Below are 15,400 nucleotides of genomic sequence, written 5' to 3'. Positions count from 1 at the left end.
ACTTGCGTAACGGAGAGACGACATGAGTAAGACACCTCTATGGCAGGCCATCTCAAACGCCCTGCGTGAGGATATGGCTGAGGGACGCTACAGGCCCGGTGACAAGCTTCCGACGGAGGCCGAGCTGGCCGAGCGGTTTGGTGTGAACCGTCACACGATCCGGCATGCGATATCGGTTTTGGTCGAGGATGGGCTGGTGCGTACACGGCGCGGATCGGGGGCTTTTGTGAAAGGGGCTCCGACCGATTACCCCATCGGCAAACGAGTAAGGTACCACCAGAACCTGCGCGCCGCGGGGCGAGCTCCGTCTAAGAAAGTCCTGCATGTGGAAACCCGTCCTGCCACCGCGAAAGAAGCGGCGCGGCTTGATCTGGAAGCGGGTGCCCTCATCACTTTGCGCCACAGCGTGTCTTACGGCGATCATCAGGCAATCGCGCTATCGATCAGCGAATTTCCCGAGGCTCGCCTACCTGGAATTGGCGAGCTCATGCGCCGCGAAAGTAGCGTCACCAAAGCTTTGGAGCTCGCTGGCATCCAAGACTATACCCGCGCATCAACCCGCGTGCGCGCAACTTTGGCGAACGCGACACAAGCGCTGCATCTGGAACTGCGGGAAGGTGCGCCTTTGATCTACACGACCAGTATGAGTGTCGATCAGCATGGACAGAAAGTTGAATTTGGGCGCACCTGGTTCGCTGGGGACCGCGTCACACTAACCCTAGAGGAAGATGCCTAGCGCGGGACGCCTTCGGCGCGAGGATATTTTTGGCAAGAGAATGAGCGCGCGCTTTCATCTTGCCTAAAATACTCTGGGGTGAGGCCCTTGGGCCGAGGGGCAAAGCCCCTATGCGCCCTCGTATTTTTCCAGAAAGGCCGCGGCAGGGAGGCTGCGGAAATCTTCCAATGTTTCGCGCAAACGCGCGTGGTCCCAATCCCACCAGGCAAGGTCTATTATGCGCTCTGCGATGTCGCGTGGTTGGCGCAAGCGCAAAACGGTGGCCGGCGTGCCTGCGACGATTTCATAGGGGCCGACGTTTTTGGTGACAATCGCACCAGCCGCCACGACAGCGCCATGGCCGACCGTCACTTCGGGTTTGATCATCGCGCCATGACCGATCCAGGTGTCATGGCCGATACTGGCACGGCGGGAGGCCCGGTGTTCAAAGAACTCTGCATCGTTGTCCGCATCATCCCAATAGTCTGAAGACCGATACAGGAAGTGATGCAGCGAGGCGGTGGCTAGCGGATGATCCGTGGCCCCCACCCGCACGAAGCTCGCGATGTTTGAGAACTTGCCGATGGTCGTATTGGCGATGTCGCAGAAGCGTTCGCAGTAGGAATAATCGCCAAGCTCGGAATTCAAGAGCCGCGAGCCCTCGCCGACCTCGGTAAACCCTCCAAGCTCGGAGTTCACCACGCTCGCATTGGCATGCAGAACCGGAGCTTCAGCTTTTAGTCGCGCCATCAATGTTTGTCCTCTGCTGTGCCGATCAGGCGGCCACGCAGCCAGCCCGAGACCCAATCCATGAACATCACCATAAGCACGACGAGGACGATGTAGTAGGTGACTTCTTCCCAGTCTTTCTGCGTAATGATCGCCTGGGTCAGCAAGAGGCCAATGCCACCGCCGGTGATCGCACCGATCACGGTTGCTGAGCGGGTGTTGGATTCCAGATAGTAGAGCACCTGACTGAGAAGGATTGGCGTGATCTGAGGGATCACTCCGAAACGGTATCTTTGCAGCGGTTTCGCGCCGGTGGAGCGAATGCCCTCGATCTGCTTTTTATCTACATTCTCAAGGGCTTCGGAGAACATCTTACCAAAAGATCCGGTGTCCGTGATCAAAATGGCCAGCGCGCCGGTCAAAGGCCCAAGTCCGAAGGCGCGTGTTAAAATGATGGTCCAGACAAGCCCGTCTACCCCGCGTACAAAGTCAAAGAAACGGCGCATGGCAAAGCGAACTGTGAGCAGAGGTGTGAAGTTCTTGGCCGCCAAGAACGAAAATGGCAAAGCAACGACCGCAGCCCCGAAGGTGCCAAGGAAGGCCATCAGAATGGTCTCGCCAATCGCCCAGGCCACGTCGCCATGACGCCACATCGCGTTGTTCCAGAAGTCACTTACGATGGCCCCAGCTTCGCCGGTGAGGGCGCGTGAGAGCACCTCGCCAATGGACAGGCCGTGATAGGGGCTGTCCAGCGTGAAGAAAAAGAGCTCCCAACCGCCGAAATAGCGGAACACCTCAGAGCGGTTGCGGGTGACAGTCAGACGTCCGGCCTCGGTTGTGACCGCCATGCGGTTCTTTGAGGCGTTGACCCACGCGGGGATCTCATCCGTTGGATATTCCTGGATCACACCCTGCGCGCGGGTTGGCGTGGCTTTGATCAGACCATAGCCGGGCACGTCATAGGTGATTGTCTCGGGACCAAAGGTCACGATATGACCCTCACCCAGATCGATCACGGTGGTGTCCCCTAGGCTCACCCACTCTGGCGATGTGCCTTCGGGGTAGCGGCCTTTCTTTTCGCCTTCGATCGCCACAGTAACAGCCGCGTTCCGGTTGTCGCGGGTGACGTGGACCTTGTGGCTATAGGTGTCAGCCACCAGCGCACGTGCATTGTCGCCATTGGCCTTTTCGATCACATCCGGGATGTTGAAGGCAAAGAAGACATAGGTCAGGTAGGCCAGGATCAGAGCCGGAATGCTGAACGCCACCAGGCGTTTGCGCAGAAAGATCCGGTCGGCTTGCAGTTGTAGCCCAGCGTTTGTGTCAAGAGTGGCCATCAGTGTGCCCCTTCGCCTGTACCGTGCACCAGACGGTCGCGGTAATAGCTTGAGATTTGGTCGAAAAACATGATTGTCAGGAAGAGCAGGATGAACATCGCACCCGCCTCATCAAAGCGCCCCTGCCCCCAGGAAATCGCGTTCTTAAGCTCATAGCCAAGGCCGCCCGCGCCCACAAAGCCAAGGATCGCCGAGGCGCGAATGTTGATTTCAAACCGCAAGAGCGCGTAGCTCAGCCAGTTGGGCGCAACTTGAGGGACAACCCCAAGAAGCATCTTCTGGCTCCAGGTGGCACCCACAGACGCAAGCCCATCGACAGGCTTGAGGTCAGCGTTTTCATTGACTTCAGAAAAAAGCTTGCCCAGCGCGCCAGCGGTGTGGAATGCAATCGCGATCATCGCAGGCACAGGTCCGCCGCCGAGGATAAAGATCAACACAAGAGCGATCACGATTTCAGGTACGGCGCGCATGATGTCCATGGCGCGGCGAAACACCGGGATCATGCGTGGGAACCGTGCCAAACCACGCGTGGACAAGAGCGAGAGCACGATTGCAAGCAGCGCTCCGATCAAGGTGGAGACCGCCGCGATATTGACCGTCTCGACCAGCGCCGGGAAGTAGGCCACGAAATGCGCAGGCAGTTCTGCGGATTTCTCCACCGCCTCGCTAACCACTTCGGCCGGATAGTCAAAGAAATTGTCGATCCCGCCCCAGAAGGATCCCCCATTGCGCGAGGCTGCGGTGTTAAATCCCGCCACCATCACAAAGATAAAGATCACCAGAGTCAGAAAGCCATAGCGCCTCTTTTTCTGGGTCTGCGCCATATAGGCGTCTTGGATCACGCTGATCCGCGGGGGGCTTACTGCAGCCTCTGTCATGTTGACGTGCCTTATCCTCAAAGCGTTGTGGACTGGGGCTTGCGCGAAGCCTCACACCGAAACGCTTGAAATGTCATGAAAAAGCGGGCCCCGATGGGGGACCCGCCGCAAGCCTGTGTGGCTTATTTGGATTTCAGCTTACGTGCTTCGATGATGGAGACGTAAGTTTCGTGGGTCACTGGCTGGAAGCCCAGAGTGTCGCCCGCTGCGATGTTGTAGGCACATGCCGCGTCGTTTTCGAACATGTCATCAACCAGTTTGGTCATGGTTGCTTTGACGTCCGCTGGCAGGCTCTTGCGCAGAACGATTGGGCCTTCTGGGATCGGCTTGGATTTCCAGATTTGCACCAGGTCGTTCATGTCTACGAGACCCGCGTCAACCGCTTTGCGCAGCGCGCCAGAGTTATAGCCGTCTTCCCAGTCGCCTTGGCCGTCAGCCCAGGTCACGCCGCCGTTGATGTCGCCGTTGTTCACTGCAACGATAGTCTGCTCGTGGCCGCCGGTGAATTTAACTTCGCCGAAGTATGCGCCGGATTCCATGGTGATGCCGTCTTTGTACTGAGGGATCTCGATGGATGGGATCAGGTAGCCAGAGGTGGAGTTCGGGTCACCAAAGCCAAAGACTTTGCCCTGCATGTCGTCCAGAGAGGTGATGCCGCTGTCTTTGCGGGCAAAACCAATGGAGTGATAGCCGATGGAGCCATCCACGTTCACTTTGATCAGAACTGGCTCAACCGCGTCTGCGTCTTGCAGATAGGTCGCCGCGTAAGAAGACGCGCCCAGCCATGCAAAGTCCAGCGTGCCGCCTACGAGGCCCTGGATAACACCCGCGTAGTCCGCTGGTGCGAACAGCTTGGTTTCAACGCCCAGCGCGTCTTCGGTGTAAGAGCGCAGGCACTCGTAAGAGTTCAAACGGTCTTGCGCGTTCTCGCCGCCCAGGATGCCGATGCGGAATTCTTTGATGCCTTCTGCGGAAACCGCGCCAGACAGCATGGTGGTGGCCAGAGCCAGTGCTACTACGTTTTTCATCTCTTTCTCCTAGTGATGAAGTGTCCGCCCGCGTCCCCCAAGGCCACGGGTCGAAAAATTAGGCCGGGACTGCGCGTGCAGAGTCCGACCGATCCAAGGTCTCGATTTCGGTGCTTGTGGCGGCTTCAGAAAAGTCATCGCCCGCGCCGTAGATGTCGCGTGCCACACCTGTGGTCAGTTGCGCGGGTGTGCCGTCAAAGACGATGCGCCCGTCGCGCATGCCGATGACGCGGTCACAATAGCGGCGCGCGGTGTCGAGCGTGTGCAGGTTGCAGATGACCATGCGGCCGTCTTCTTCGTGAATGCGGCGCAGGGCCTCCATCACGATTTGTGCGTTCATAGGGTCAAGTGACGCAATCGGCTCGTCCGCCAGAATGATCTGCGGGTCTTGCATCAGAGCGCGGGCGATGGCGACACGTTGCTGTTGACCGCCAGACAGGGCTTCAGCGCGTTTCGCGGCCTGCTCGGCAATGCCCAAACGATCAAGGATTTCAATGGCTTTGTGGATGTCCACCTGCGGATAGAGGTTGAACATCGACGCCAGCGTCGAGCGGCGATTGAGCGTTCCGTGCAGTACGTTGGACACTACATCCATACGTGGCACCAGATTGAACTGCTGGAAGATCATCGCGCAGCGGGATTGCCATTCGCGCTTGTCAGCACCACGCAGAGACGAGATCTCGACGTCATTATAGACCATCGACCCTTCGCTTACATCTGCGAGCCGGTTCATCATCCGCAGCAAAGTGGACTTACCCGCGCCCGACCGACCGATGATGCCGATCATGGCGGGCTTTTCTACAGTAAAGCTGGCCTTATCGACCGCTGTCTTGTCACCAAACCGTTTGGTCAGGCCTTGAACGCTTAGCATGGCATTCCCCCGAAATTCTGGAGGAACCCTAAGGAGCGCAGTTGAAGTTAAATTAACGCTTCTGTGGCGCTTAGATGTCGGCAATGCAAAGCTTTGGTAACAGAAACAGCGCTGAGGCCGAATTAGTCTAACGACGTCAGAATTTGTCTAATGCGGCGCGATCGTCGCAATTTCGTGCGGAGCAGAGAGAATCTCGGACCAGAATTGCGCGGTGAACTCCCAAACGTCATCCTGCATCGCCAGGTGATGCGTCAACAGCCCGAACGGCTCTTGGTTGTCGTCTTTACCTTGCCGTCGCCGCTTGAGAGTAGCGACCAAATTGCTGACCAGATAGGTCGTGTCATGTAGCCCCTCTCCGTCTCGCCAAGCAATCGGATCAAGATGGGTATTGATTTGCAACAAGCCCTCAAAAGGTTCTGCCGTGTGACGGGCGTCGCAGGTCGAGAGAACTTTGTAGCCCAACCTTGCCAGCTCGTGCGCGGCCCCCGGATCGATGTGGTTCCAGGGTGGCACAAAGACCGGCAGAAGGCGTTCGGGAATCAACCTTCGCATCGCCCGAAGCGCGGCTTCGGCGTCATCGCGATTTGCTTGAGGCGAGCGCGCATCTGTAAACTCGGAGCGATCCCCAAGACCGCGCGCGTGATTGCGATGGGCCCAACCGTGGACAATGGGAACGATATGCGACTCGTTGGCCAAACGCGCCGCCAGTTGCGGTGTCGCATTGCGCGGGATCACGGCAAGGTGCACTGGCACTCCCACTTCCTTCGAGAGAGAAATCAGACGATCCAAAGCAGGCCCATCGGTTTCTGCATCATCATCACGCCACCAAAGCGGCAAGGTCAGCCCCTTTTGGTGCCACTTGGAGAGTTCGTCTCTGAGAGGTGTCCAATCAATCTGCATCTTGCGTCCATCCGCTCACAGATATGCTAGTTTCTTAGCAAAGGAGCAATGCATCTGAATTCGACTGTAATTGCAATCCACTAGCCTCTCTCAAATAGAAAGATCAGTTCTCTCATTTTGCACATCGGAATGAAAGAAAGTTGAACAAATCGCACATTTTTCTCCGTTCTGGCGAATAAGTTAATCGTTTCGTCTTGGTTATTGAGATGCGCTTAGATAATATCTTGGCAGAGGGGATATTATGAAAAAATCAGCGTCTTCGCCTTTTGAGCTGCCCGATTTCTTTCTAAACGAACTGCCTACAGGCTCTGTGAAAACGGCGGTCGATAAATTGGGTCGGATGATTGCACGTGGAGAGTTCGCGGAAGGGGTGACCATCCCCGTCGAGGCGGAACTTTGCGACATGCTGGGTGTGTCCCGAACTGTGGTGCGCGAAGCGACGAAGGTTTTGTCTGGCAAAGGCATGTTGCGGACAGCTCGCCGGTACGGAACGCGGGTGTTGCCATTTGAATCCTGGAACCTTTTGGACCCCGATGTCATTGTCTGGCACGATCCAACCAGCCCTGCAGCGACGCGGATTTATGCAGCCAGCACGCAGATGCGCCTGATGGTCGAACCTGAGGCTGCGAAACTGGCCGCCGAAAATGGAACGTCTGAACAGCGGGAAAAGATCCTAAAGGCGGCGCAGCACATAAATCCCGAGCCCTACGGCATGGATGGTATGCTCGCCGCGGATTACACGTTTCACGCCACAATCCTTGAAGCCACAGGCAACCTGATCCTGGCGCAACTGCGCGGCCTTATTCGCGCCCTTTTGCAATTTAGCTATTCCACCGGCGCCGAAGTGGTGCCCGAGGTGCAAGTGAACCGACAGGCCCATATCGATGTGGCGCAGGCAATTTCCGCCGCAAACCCGATTGAGGCACGGCGGCTGATGTATCAAATGCTGACTGAAAACAGCGACACGGCTGAAAAGATTATCAACGCAAGTCCTGCGGAATAAGCGCCTCGGGCAGGTTCTGATAGCTGACCGCCTTTAAGAAACGACGGATCGACATCGCGCCGACAGAGGTCGCGCCAAAGGTCGTTGACGCCGGATAAGGCCCCCCGTGCATCATTGCATCACAGACCTCGACACCGGTTGGGAAACCGTTTGCCAAGACACGGCCTGCTTTATGTTCCAAGATTGGCATGAGGCTTTGGGCCAGCGCCTCATCGCCTGTTTCCAGATGCAGGGTACAGGTCAGTTGGCCATGCAGGGATTTTGCCACAGCGCGCATGTCTCCTTCGTTTTCACAGATAACGGCCAACCCAAAGGGTCCAAAGACCTCGTCAGCGAGCGTATCGTCAGCCAGCCAATCCGACGCCGAAACGCGTGCAAGAGACGGCGCTGCGCTGCGGGCCGCGAGCTCTGGTGCAATCAAGGAGGTGACTTGGGGTTTGTCCGATATCCGCGCTTGTCCGGCCTGATAGGCTTGGCCAATCCCATCCGTCAGCATGACCTGAGGCGCAACCCCACCCAACGCCGTTTGCGCCGCATCCAAGAAGGCATCGGCGCCCTCGCTTGCAATCATCACAACAACGCCCGGGTTGGTACAGAACTGCCCTGCCCCCATGGTCAGCGATGCCGCCCAGCCCTCGGCTGTGGCTTTGGCTTTGGTGGCAAGAAGTTCCGGCAGAAGGAACATGGGGTTCACGGATCCGAGCTCTCCGAAAAACGGGATCGGTTCGGGGCGGGCCGCGCATAGGTCAAACAAAGCACGCCCACCTTTGAGCGATCCGGTAAATCCGACCGCCTTGATCAGCGGGTGTTGAACCAGAGCCGCGCCGACCTCGAGCGGGCCACCTTGGATCAGACTGAGTACGCCGGCAGGCATGTCGCAGGCTTTAATCGCAGCATCGATGGCCTGAGCCACCAGGTCCGATACGCCGGGATGGGCATGATGACCACGCACAACCACAGGGCACCCAGCCGCCAAAGCCGCAGCCGTGTCACCCCCGGCCGTCGAAAAGGCCAATGGAAAGTTGGACGCTCCAAAGACCGCAACAGGGCCAATCGGGCGTTGCATCAGGCGCAGGTCCGGGCGCGGCAAGGGCGCGCGATCCGGCAAGGCCGCGTCATGGGTGCGGTCCAGATAATCGCCCGTCTCAATCGCATCGGCAAAATAGCGAAGCTGGCCCGTCGTGCGCCCACGTTCTCCTTCAAGACGGGCCTCTGGCAGTCCTGTTTCTTTGACGCCCATCGCCGTGATCTCGGCACCGCGGGCTTCGATTTCATCGGCGATTTTGCGTAAGAAGGCGGCACGCGCGTCTCGCGTGGAATAGCCGAAACTCCAAAACGTATCTTCTGCAGCCCTTACCGCTTGATCGACATGCATCTGAGTACCTGCCGCGAAACTGTCCGCATCCCCGGTCACAGGCTGATTCTCGAACCGCTCTTCTGCGTCCACCCAATCGCCAGCTATCAAATGTTTTTTCTGTAACATGGTCGTTCCACTTAGTGTTTGGCTTACCAGTTGGCGTAGCTGCCGTCTTCTCGGCGTAGCATTGGCAAATGTTCTGGTTCAAATGGGTATTTTGTAAGCGCCTCGATATCAACCTCGACCCCAAGACCGGGCTTGCCGGAACAGGTCAACCAGCCATCTTCCCAGGTCTGATCTGTCGCGATCACATCATCCAGACATTCGCCCGGCCTCTTTGGCAGTTCTTGCACCAAGACATTCGGGCTGGCCATATTCAAATGCAAACAAGCTGCCGTTGACACAGGGCCTATCGGGTTATGGACGGCAAGATCCACCATATGGGCCTCGCACATGGCGGCGATCTTGCGCCCTTCGGTAATCCCTCCGGCAATGCAGAGATCCACACGGCAATAATCCATAAGGTTGTCCTGCAACATCTGCACAAATTGCCATTTCGAGGCAAATTGCTCGCCCGCCGCCAGAGGCACAGCCGTCTTGCCCCTCAGAGAACGGTAGGCATCGGTATATTCACTGCGTAGCGGATCCTCGACAAACATTGGCCGCTGATCGGCGATTGCATTGCAGAAATAAGCGGCCTCAGCGGGCGTAAATTTGGTATGGGCGTCAAAAGCCAGCTCAATTTCGGGACCTAACTCACTGCGCAGCAAGCGAAACTCCTCGATCGCCTTGTCCACAGACCAGCGCCCGCGCATGATCATGTCTTCGCCGTAGCTCGGCTCCCAACGCAGCGCTTTCCAGCCCATGGCGACATGCTCTTTGGCCGAGGCCAATGTCTCTTCGGGTGTAGCACCGCGCAGGTGACAATAACTGAGAACCTTCTGACGTGCCCGTCCGCCCAGCAGCTCATATACGGGCGCGCCAAGTGCCTTACCTTTGATATCCCAAAGGGCGATATCGATGGCTGCGATGGCGCTGGACAGCACCTGCCCCGCAGGATGAAATCCCGCGCGCCACATGGTCTGCCAATGGTGTTCGATGTCAAAAGCATTCTCGCCGATCAGCAGGGTCTTGAGATGATCAATCATCCCCGCGACCGCATATTCGCGACTGGTCAAACCACTCTCGCCAACACCGATTGTCCCGTCATCGGTTTCCACGACGACGAACAGCATAGTGCGCCATTCTTTCAGCAGATGAGTGGTGATATTCTTGATCTTCATGCGTCACCTTTACGGGTGCCATCCACGGTCAACCCGAGGACGTCTTGCCAGTTGTAGTCCGGTTCAAACCCCAAGAGGTCGCGCGCTTTGGCACAGTCCAAAAGCGCCATGTGACCTGTGATCTGGGGATCGAGTTTTGATTGCGGCATCACCGTGTCGACCAGCTCTTTGGTGGGCTGTCGCATCAGCGTGTCTTTTGCGGCGATATTGAACACCTCGGCGCCCGAGATATCCGCCTCAAGCGCCAAGCGCGCCGCCCGCGCCGTATCGCGGCTGTCGATATAGCCCCAGAGGTTGAACTTGCGATACGGCATGTCCTCCCAGTATCCGGGGATTTTCTGAAAACTCGGAACGGCGTTCACGTCGTCATAGAGCACATTGGACAGCCGCAGGCCGATGAACGTCATGCCATAGAGCTTGGCCATTTGTTCAGCCAGGGTCTCGGAGATCATCTTGGACAGCGCATAGCCACCTTGAGGCTGAGGTTCAGAGGTTTCGTTGACCGGCAGCCTTTCTTGATGGTTCGTGTCAAAGGGGAAGCCAAAGATGGTTTCAGATGAGGCCCAGACCACGCGTTTGATCCCATGCGCCTGAGCCGCATTGAAGGCGTTAAACAGGGCGCTGGTGTTGTTGTTGAACCGGTCCGCGGATTCCCAATGGTCAAAGTCAGGTTCCGGATTGCCCGCGAAATGAACCACAGCATCACAGCCGGCCATCGCCTCATAGACGGCCTTATAGTCGGTCATATCGACCTCAATAAAAGGGCAATGCTGGGTCTTGGGCGGTTTGATGTCGATGTTCACACAGTCATAGCCCTGCGCGAGCAGATGCTCGATCACCGCATTCCCAGCGCCGCCACTTCCTCCGGTTACGCAAATTTTCTTCATAGTTTCAAACCCTTTGCACCGATCCATCGTGACCAAACAGATGCATATTTCCAATCATTGGCGTCATGTAAATCTCGTCCCCCGACCGCATCGAGACCTCGCCCACCAGACGTACAGTCATGGCCCCGGTATCAGGGCTTTCGACATAAGCGATGGTGTCAGAGCCAAGGTGCTCGACGTGGCGCAAACGGCCTTTCCAAGCGCCTTCCTCTGGGCTAACGCGGATATGTTCAGGGCGGATCCCGATGGCTTTGGCGTTCAGATCCATCGCGACAGCGCCTTCGATCAGGTTCATCTTTGGCGAGCCGATGAACTCAGCGACAAAAGGCGTGTTTGGCTGGTTATACAGCGTCATCGGAGCACCGGTTTGCTGGATTTCCCCACCTTTCATGATCACGATCTGATCGGCCATGGTCATGGCTTCGACCTGATCATGGGTGACGTAGATCATTGTGGCATCCAGCTTAGAATGCAGCTCTGCCAGCTCGACCCGCATCTGGCTACGCAGGGCGGCGTCCAGATTGGACAACGGTTCGTCAAAAAGGAAGACTTTCGGCTTGCGCACAATCGAACGGCCAATGGCCACACGCTGACGCTGACCGCCAGACAATTGCTTGGGTTTGCGGTCTAAAAGCGGGCCAAGCTGAAGGATCTCGGCGGCTTCTTCGACGCGTTGGTTGATCTCGTCCTTGGCCATCTTTGCCAGACGCAGGCCAAAGCCAATGTTTTGGCGCACGGTCATATGGGGATAAAGTGCATAGGATTGAAACACCATCGCGATGCCGCGATCCGAGGGCTGGGCATTTGTGACATCCACCCCGTCGATATAGATCGACCCGCCCGAGACCTCTTCGAGACCCGCGATCATGCGCAATAGGGTAGATTTACCGCAACCAGACGGGCCCACGAGCACGGTGAAAGAACCCTCTTTGACGGTCAGATCCAGTTGAGGAATGACATTCACGTTGCCAAAGGATTTCTGAACGGAGGTAAGGCGTACTTCTGCCATGGGTTACTCTTTCCTATTACGATACGAGAAGCCGAGGAAATCGGCGTGCAGACCCGACCCGTTCAGGTCTTGGGCCGCCATGCCGACGAAGGCTCCGGTAAAATTTGCGCGGTCGCCGCGGCCGGCTTCGTCAGACAGCAGGGACGCATCGAGGAGAGGACCTGTGGGACACCAGTCCCCTCCTACGCTGCGCCAGCGGAACTGGAGTCCGCTGTGGTCAACATCTACTCCAAGTTCGATAAGCCCGTCGGGCAGGTCCACTGGAGCCTCCAGAGGGAAAGTCAGCTCCCCTTCAGGCCAATCGCCGTTGCAGGATTGAATCTCAAGCTGGCGGCCGCCCTTTGGGCAGACGGTGATATAGAGGTAGTGAAACTGATGGCGGTTATAATAGGCAATGAGCCCCGCCATGGTCTGATAATCGCGCGGGCTGTAATCAACCAGCGTCTCGGCTGAATAGCGCCAACCGGTCTGGCGGCGCGCCACCAAACCCTGTTCATAGTAGGAGCCGACGCTTTCGCGGCCAAAGATCCTAAGGGCGTCCGAGCGGTCTGTCAGCGAGAAGAGACGATCTTTGTCAGGCGAACGCAGCCATTGAAAGGCATCAGGAAGCGCACCGTCAAACGCGTAGGTCTCAGAGTCTTCGTAAAACCCGTCTGTCCTTGTCGTGTGCTGGGGATCCTCTAGCACCAGCCAACCATCATTCCAGTGTGCTTTGGTGATCCCTGTTTCGCGCCCCAGTGGACTGAAGGGCCTGCCAAGCAAGGGGCGTGAACAGAGGAAAGTATGCCACCACGTGTCGTCCTCGCCCTGGACAAGCTGTCCGTGGCCGATGCGTTGCAAGGGCGCGTCCGGTTCGTCCCGCGCTGTCAGCACATTGGGTTTGTCTGGGAGCACATAGGGTCCCGTCAAAACATCGGCACGCGCATAGGTGATACAATGGCCATATCCGGTCCCGCCTTCGGCTGTGCAGAGGTAGTAGCGCCCGTCGTGTTTCAAAAGATGTGGTGCTTCGGTGAAACCCGCCTCGGACCCTTCAAAAATCCGGGTGACCTCTCCGACCAGTTTACCTTGCTCGGGGTCATACTCTTGCAAGATAATGCCCGCAAAGAAACTCCGAGGGTTCGCGCTGTTCCCGCGATGGTCCCAATCCATATTCACCAGCCATTTGCGCCCGTCATCGTCGTGAAAGAGCGAAGGGTCAAAGCCACTGGAATTCAGATAGATTGCGTCACTCCACGGCCCTTCAATAGAGGGGGCCGTGACCAGATAATTGTGGGTATCCTTATAGTTCCCATCATAGCGTTTCACGTCCGTATAGATCAGCCAAAAGAGACCGTCGTGATAGGACAGACAGGGTGCCCAGACACCGCAGCTGTCAGGCTCTCCGCGCATATCGAGCTGTTGAGCGCGGTCCAGAGGACGCGCCACGACCGACCAGTTTTGTAAGTCTGTCGAGGCGTTGATTTCCACGCCGGGGTACCACTCGAAGGTCGAGGTCGCGATGTAATAGGTCTCGCCCACGCGGCAGATCGAGGGATCGGGGTGAAAGCCCGGAAGAATTGGGTTTTTAATAGTCATCCTTTTACCGCACCTCCGGTCAGGCCTGCGACGATGTATTTCTGGGCCGCTAAGAAGAACACCACTGCAGGCGCTAGGGTGGCCGAAACAAAGGCCAGCGTTCGGTTCCACTCGGCCGTATACTCTCCGCGATAGTCCATCGCGCCCAACGTCCAGGTATAGCCCGCCCGGTCATTCAGCATGATCAGTGGCAGAAGGTAGTTGTTCCAGCTCTGCACGAACACAAAGGTCGCGATGGTCGCCAGGATTGGCGTCGAGAGGGGCAGCGTGAAGAGAAAGAAGAACTTGATATAGCCGCAGCCATCGACCCGTGCGGCCTCGAAAAGCTCCGCAGGCATCTGGGAGAAGAACGTGCGGAAGAACATGATCGAGAACGCGAGACCAAAGGCGACTTGGGGCAGAACGACGCCCCAAGGGGTGTCAAGCAAGCCAAGATCTCGGACCGTCAGGAAAAGGGGCATAATGGCTGCGGCGAAGGGGAACATGAGCCCCAACAACATGTAACTGAACAGGAACTCTGACCCGAAAAACCGAACCTGTGCAAAGGCATATGCGGCCATGGCGCCCATCAGCACGGTGAGGAACACCGTCAGCAAAGAGATCACGAGCGAGTTCCAGAGATAGCGCCAGAAGTTCGCATCCGCAAAGATCTCGCCATAGAATTCCATATGCCATTGATCCGGGATCCCAAAGGGCGACACGCGCAGCTCACCCGAGGTTTTGAAACCTCCAAGAACCGTCGCCGCTAAGGGGATCAGGATCAGGGACGAAACTAAAAGCAGCACAGAGATGCGACCGGCGTCTTTCCATTCAAACATCTTACTGCCCCCTCTGGACGGTGTTGCGATAGACCAGCGCAAAGACCACGCCGACTGCGAATAGGAACACGCCAACCGCCGAGCCAAAGCCCACATTCAGGCGCACAAAGCCGAAGTTATAGAGATAGCTCACCAACGTATGGGACGAGTTCGACGGGCCTCCGGCGGTCATCGGCATCACAAGATCAAAGACCTGCAATCCACCCAACACCGAGTAGAAGATCGAGATCGTAATGGCGGGCCACAGAAGCGGGATCTGGATGAAAAAGGCGCGCTGGATGGCAGAGGCTCCGTCAATCCGCGCGGCCTCGATCAGCTCTTTCGAGATCGACTGAAGACCTGCGATATAGATCATCATGTGAAAGCCGAAGTATTTCCAGACGATGACCGCGAGGATGGAATAAAACGCCCAGGGTTTCTCGGCCAGCGGGAAGAAGGCCGTTTCATATCCCATTAGGTCCGAGAACCATTTGGACAGGCCATAGTTGCCATCCAGAACAAAACTAAAGATCAGACCCGTCGCGACTTCTGCCATGATGTAGGGCAGGAAAAACACCAGTCGAAAGATCGTGTTGATGCGGCTGTTTTGATAGATCAACAGCGCCAGAAACAAAGCGATCGGCAATTGAATAAGCAGCGAGACAGCGATCACCAGAAGCGTGTTTTCAAAGGCCTGTTGGAAAGCGGAATGCCCCCACATGCGTTCGAAATTTTGGCTTCCGACCCAGCGGCCAAATTCGCGGCCGGTGTCTTCGTTCAGAACCCAGGGAGCAGGTCCATAGCCAGACCATTTGTAGGGCGCAAAGAAACCGGCCTGGAGCATGGGCAGGATCACGAAGACCGTGAACACTAGCAGTGCTGGTGGCAGGAAGATCAGCAACATCTTAAGCTGGCCGTCTGTCCACATACGGCGGAACACATTTGGCTTAAGCGTTGCTTGGGTTGCGTAGTCTGTCGTGGTGACCATCTGTCTTGCCTTAGGTCGCCTCCCCTTTGGCGGGGAGAGC

At 57.0% G+C, this 15,400-nt stretch carries 15 protein-coding genes; 2 read left to right on the top strand and 13 right to left on the bottom strand.

Annotated elements, in window-relative coordinates; translation table 11 throughout:
• Window positions 1-22: 22 nt before the first annotated feature.
• Window positions 23-736, top strand: coding sequence for a phosphonate metabolism transcriptional regulator PhnF (gene phnF, locus WG622_RS13450; protein ID WP_339404083.1), 714 nt, complete (start codon window positions 23-25; stop codon window positions 734-736).
• A gap of 108 nt (window positions 737-844) precedes the next feature.
• On the opposite strand, the gene WG622_RS13445 is transcribed toward phnF, so the two are convergent.
• The 6 genes from WG622_RS13445 to WG622_RS13420 all read right to left on the bottom strand — a co-directional run bounded on the left by WG622_RS13445 (window position 845) and on the right by WG622_RS13420 (window position 6,458).
• Window positions 845-1,465: an LbetaH domain-containing protein gene (locus WG622_RS13445; protein WP_339404082.1), complete on the bottom strand. Its 621-nt coding sequence runs from the start codon at window positions 1,463-1,465 to the stop codon at window positions 845-847.
• On the bottom strand, window positions 1,465-2,781 hold the full coding sequence (gene phnE / locus WG622_RS13440; RefSeq protein ID WP_339404081.1) for a phosphonate ABC transporter, permease protein PhnE: 1,317 nt from the start codon (window positions 2,779-2,781) through the stop codon (window positions 1,465-1,467). Before phnE (WG622_RS13440) ends, WG622_RS13445 begins: the two co-directional genes overlap by 1 nt.
• The gene (gene phnE, locus WG622_RS13435; protein WP_339404080.1) at window positions 2,781-3,659 is read right to left on the bottom strand and encodes a phosphonate ABC transporter, permease protein PhnE; all 879 of its coding nucleotides are present in this window, start codon (window positions 3,657-3,659) and stop codon (window positions 2,781-2,783) included. Before phnE (WG622_RS13435) ends, phnE (WG622_RS13440) begins: the two co-directional genes overlap by 1 nt.
• Window positions 3,660-3,781: 122 nt before the next feature.
• Window positions 3,782-4,687: a phosphonate ABC transporter substrate-binding protein gene (phnD, locus tag WG622_RS13430; protein ID WP_339404079.1), complete on the bottom strand. Its 906-nt coding sequence runs from the start codon at window positions 4,685-4,687 to the stop codon at window positions 3,782-3,784.
• Window positions 4,688-4,745: 58 nt separating this feature from the next.
• Window positions 4,746-5,558, bottom strand: coding sequence for a phosphonate ABC transporter ATP-binding protein (gene phnC, locus WG622_RS13425; RefSeq protein ID WP_339404078.1), 813 nt, complete (start codon window positions 5,556-5,558; stop codon window positions 4,746-4,748).
• Between the two features lie 147 nt (window positions 5,559-5,705).
• Complete coding sequence (locus WG622_RS13420; protein WP_339404077.1) at window positions 5,706-6,458, bottom strand: polysaccharide deacetylase family protein; 753 nt, start codon at window positions 6,456-6,458, stop codon at window positions 5,706-5,708.
• Between the two features lie 241 nt (window positions 6,459-6,699).
• Here WG622_RS13420 and WG622_RS13415 point away from each other — a divergent pair, with 241 nt between their 5' ends.
• Window positions 6,700-7,461, top strand: coding sequence for a FadR/GntR family transcriptional regulator (locus WG622_RS13415; RefSeq protein ID WP_339404076.1), 762 nt, complete (start codon window positions 6,700-6,702; stop codon window positions 7,459-7,461).
• Here the strand turns inward: WG622_RS13415 and WG622_RS13410 are convergent.
• The 7 genes from WG622_RS13410 to WG622_RS13380 are packed head-to-tail and all read right to left on the bottom strand — an operon-like array spanning window position 7,439 to window position 15,360.
• Window positions 7,439-8,944: an aldehyde dehydrogenase (NADP(+)) gene (locus tag WG622_RS13410; RefSeq protein WP_339404075.1), complete on the bottom strand. Its 1,506-nt coding sequence runs from the start codon at window positions 8,942-8,944 to the stop codon at window positions 7,439-7,441. The genes WG622_RS13415 and WG622_RS13410 overlap by 23 nt on opposite strands.
• A gap of 23 nt (window positions 8,945-8,967) precedes the next feature.
• Complete coding sequence (gene dgoD, locus WG622_RS13405) at window positions 8,968-10,101, bottom strand: galactonate dehydratase (RefSeq protein WP_339404074.1); 1,134 nt, start codon at window positions 10,099-10,101, stop codon at window positions 8,968-8,970.
• Window positions 10,098-10,988 carry an NAD-dependent epimerase/dehydratase family protein gene (locus tag WG622_RS13400; RefSeq protein ID WP_339404073.1) on the bottom strand — a complete coding sequence of 297 codons (891 nt, stop codon included), beginning with the start codon at window positions 10,986-10,988 and terminating at the stop codon, window positions 10,098-10,100. Before WG622_RS13400 ends, dgoD begins: the two co-directional genes overlap by 4 nt.
• A gap of 4 nt (window positions 10,989-10,992) precedes the next feature.
• Window positions 10,993-11,997, bottom strand: a complete 1,005-nt coding sequence (locus WG622_RS13395; protein WP_339404072.1) for an ABC transporter ATP-binding protein — start codon at window positions 11,995-11,997, stop codon at window positions 10,993-10,995.
• A gap of 3 nt (window positions 11,998-12,000) precedes the next feature.
• Entirely contained in the window at window positions 12,001-13,575 is a 1,575-nt protein-coding gene (locus tag WG622_RS13390; RefSeq protein WP_339404071.1) for a glycoside hydrolase family 43 protein, read from the bottom strand.
• Entirely contained in the window at window positions 13,572-14,393 is an 822-nt protein-coding gene (locus WG622_RS13385) for a carbohydrate ABC transporter permease (protein WP_339404070.1), read from the bottom strand. The genes WG622_RS13390 and WG622_RS13385 overlap by 4 nt, the downstream gene beginning before the upstream one ends.
• Before the next feature lies 1 nt (window position 14,394).
• On the bottom strand, window positions 14,395-15,360 hold the full coding sequence (locus WG622_RS13380; protein WP_339404069.1) for a carbohydrate ABC transporter permease: 966 nt from the start codon (window positions 15,358-15,360) through the stop codon (window positions 14,395-14,397).
• Between the last annotated feature and the right edge of the window lie 40 nt (window positions 15,361-15,400).

The organism is Cognatishimia coralii, from assembly GCF_037478305.1.
GTDB lineage: Bacteria > Pseudomonadota > Alphaproteobacteria > Rhodobacterales > Rhodobacteraceae > Cognatishimia > Cognatishimia coralii.
Note: the sequence above shows the minus strand (reverse complement) of the source record. Positions and strands in the feature narration are given on the sequence as shown.

Excerpts from the sequence above, each read along its gene's own strand:
- phnF (WP_339404083.1), top strand. The coding sequence starts at position 23 with ATGAGTAAGACACCTCTATGGCAGGCCATCTCAAACGCCCTGCGTGAG.
- WG622_RS13445 (WP_339404082.1), bottom strand. The coding sequence starts at position 1,465 with ATGGCGCGACTAAAAGCTGAAGCTCCGGTTCTGCATGCCAATGCGAGC.
- phnE (WP_339404081.1), bottom strand. The coding sequence starts at position 2,781 with ATGGCCACTCTTGACACAAACGCTGGGCTACAACTGCAAGCCGACCGG.
- phnE (WP_339404080.1), bottom strand. The coding sequence starts at position 3,659 with ATGACAGAGGCTGCAGTAAGCCCCCCGCGGATCAGCGTGATCCAAGAC.
- phnD (WP_339404079.1), bottom strand. The coding sequence starts at position 4,687 with ATGAAAAACGTAGTAGCACTGGCTCTGGCCACCACCATGCTGTCTGGC.
- phnC (WP_339404078.1), bottom strand. The coding sequence starts at position 5,558 with ATGCTAAGCGTTCAAGGCCTGACCAAACGGTTTGGTGACAAGACAGCG.
- WG622_RS13420 (WP_339404077.1), bottom strand. The coding sequence starts at position 6,458 with ATGCAGATTGATTGGACACCTCTCAGAGACGAACTCTCCAAGTGGCAC.
- WG622_RS13415 (WP_339404076.1), top strand. The coding sequence starts at position 6,700 with ATGAAAAAATCAGCGTCTTCGCCTTTTGAGCTGCCCGATTTCTTTCTA.
- WG622_RS13410 (WP_339404075.1), bottom strand. The coding sequence starts at position 8,944 with ATGTTACAGAAAAAACATTTGATAGCTGGCGATTGGGTGGACGCAGAA.
- dgoD (WP_339404074.1), bottom strand. The coding sequence starts at position 10,101 with ATGAAGATCAAGAATATCACCACTCATCTGCTGAAAGAATGGCGCACT.
- WG622_RS13400 (WP_339404073.1), bottom strand. The coding sequence starts at position 10,988 with ATGAAGAAAATTTGCGTAACCGGAGGAAGTGGCGGCGCTGGGAATGCG.
- WG622_RS13395 (WP_339404072.1), bottom strand. The coding sequence starts at position 11,997 with ATGGCAGAAGTACGCCTTACCTCCGTTCAGAAATCCTTTGGCAACGTG.
- WG622_RS13390 (WP_339404071.1), bottom strand. The coding sequence starts at position 13,575 with ATGACTATTAAAAACCCAATTCTTCCGGGCTTTCACCCCGATCCCTCG.
- WG622_RS13385 (WP_339404070.1), bottom strand. The coding sequence starts at position 14,393 with ATGTTTGAATGGAAAGACGCCGGTCGCATCTCTGTGCTGCTTTTAGTT.
- WG622_RS13380 (WP_339404069.1), bottom strand. The coding sequence starts at position 15,360 with ATGGTCACCACGACAGACTACGCAACCCAAGCAACGCTTAAGCCAAAT.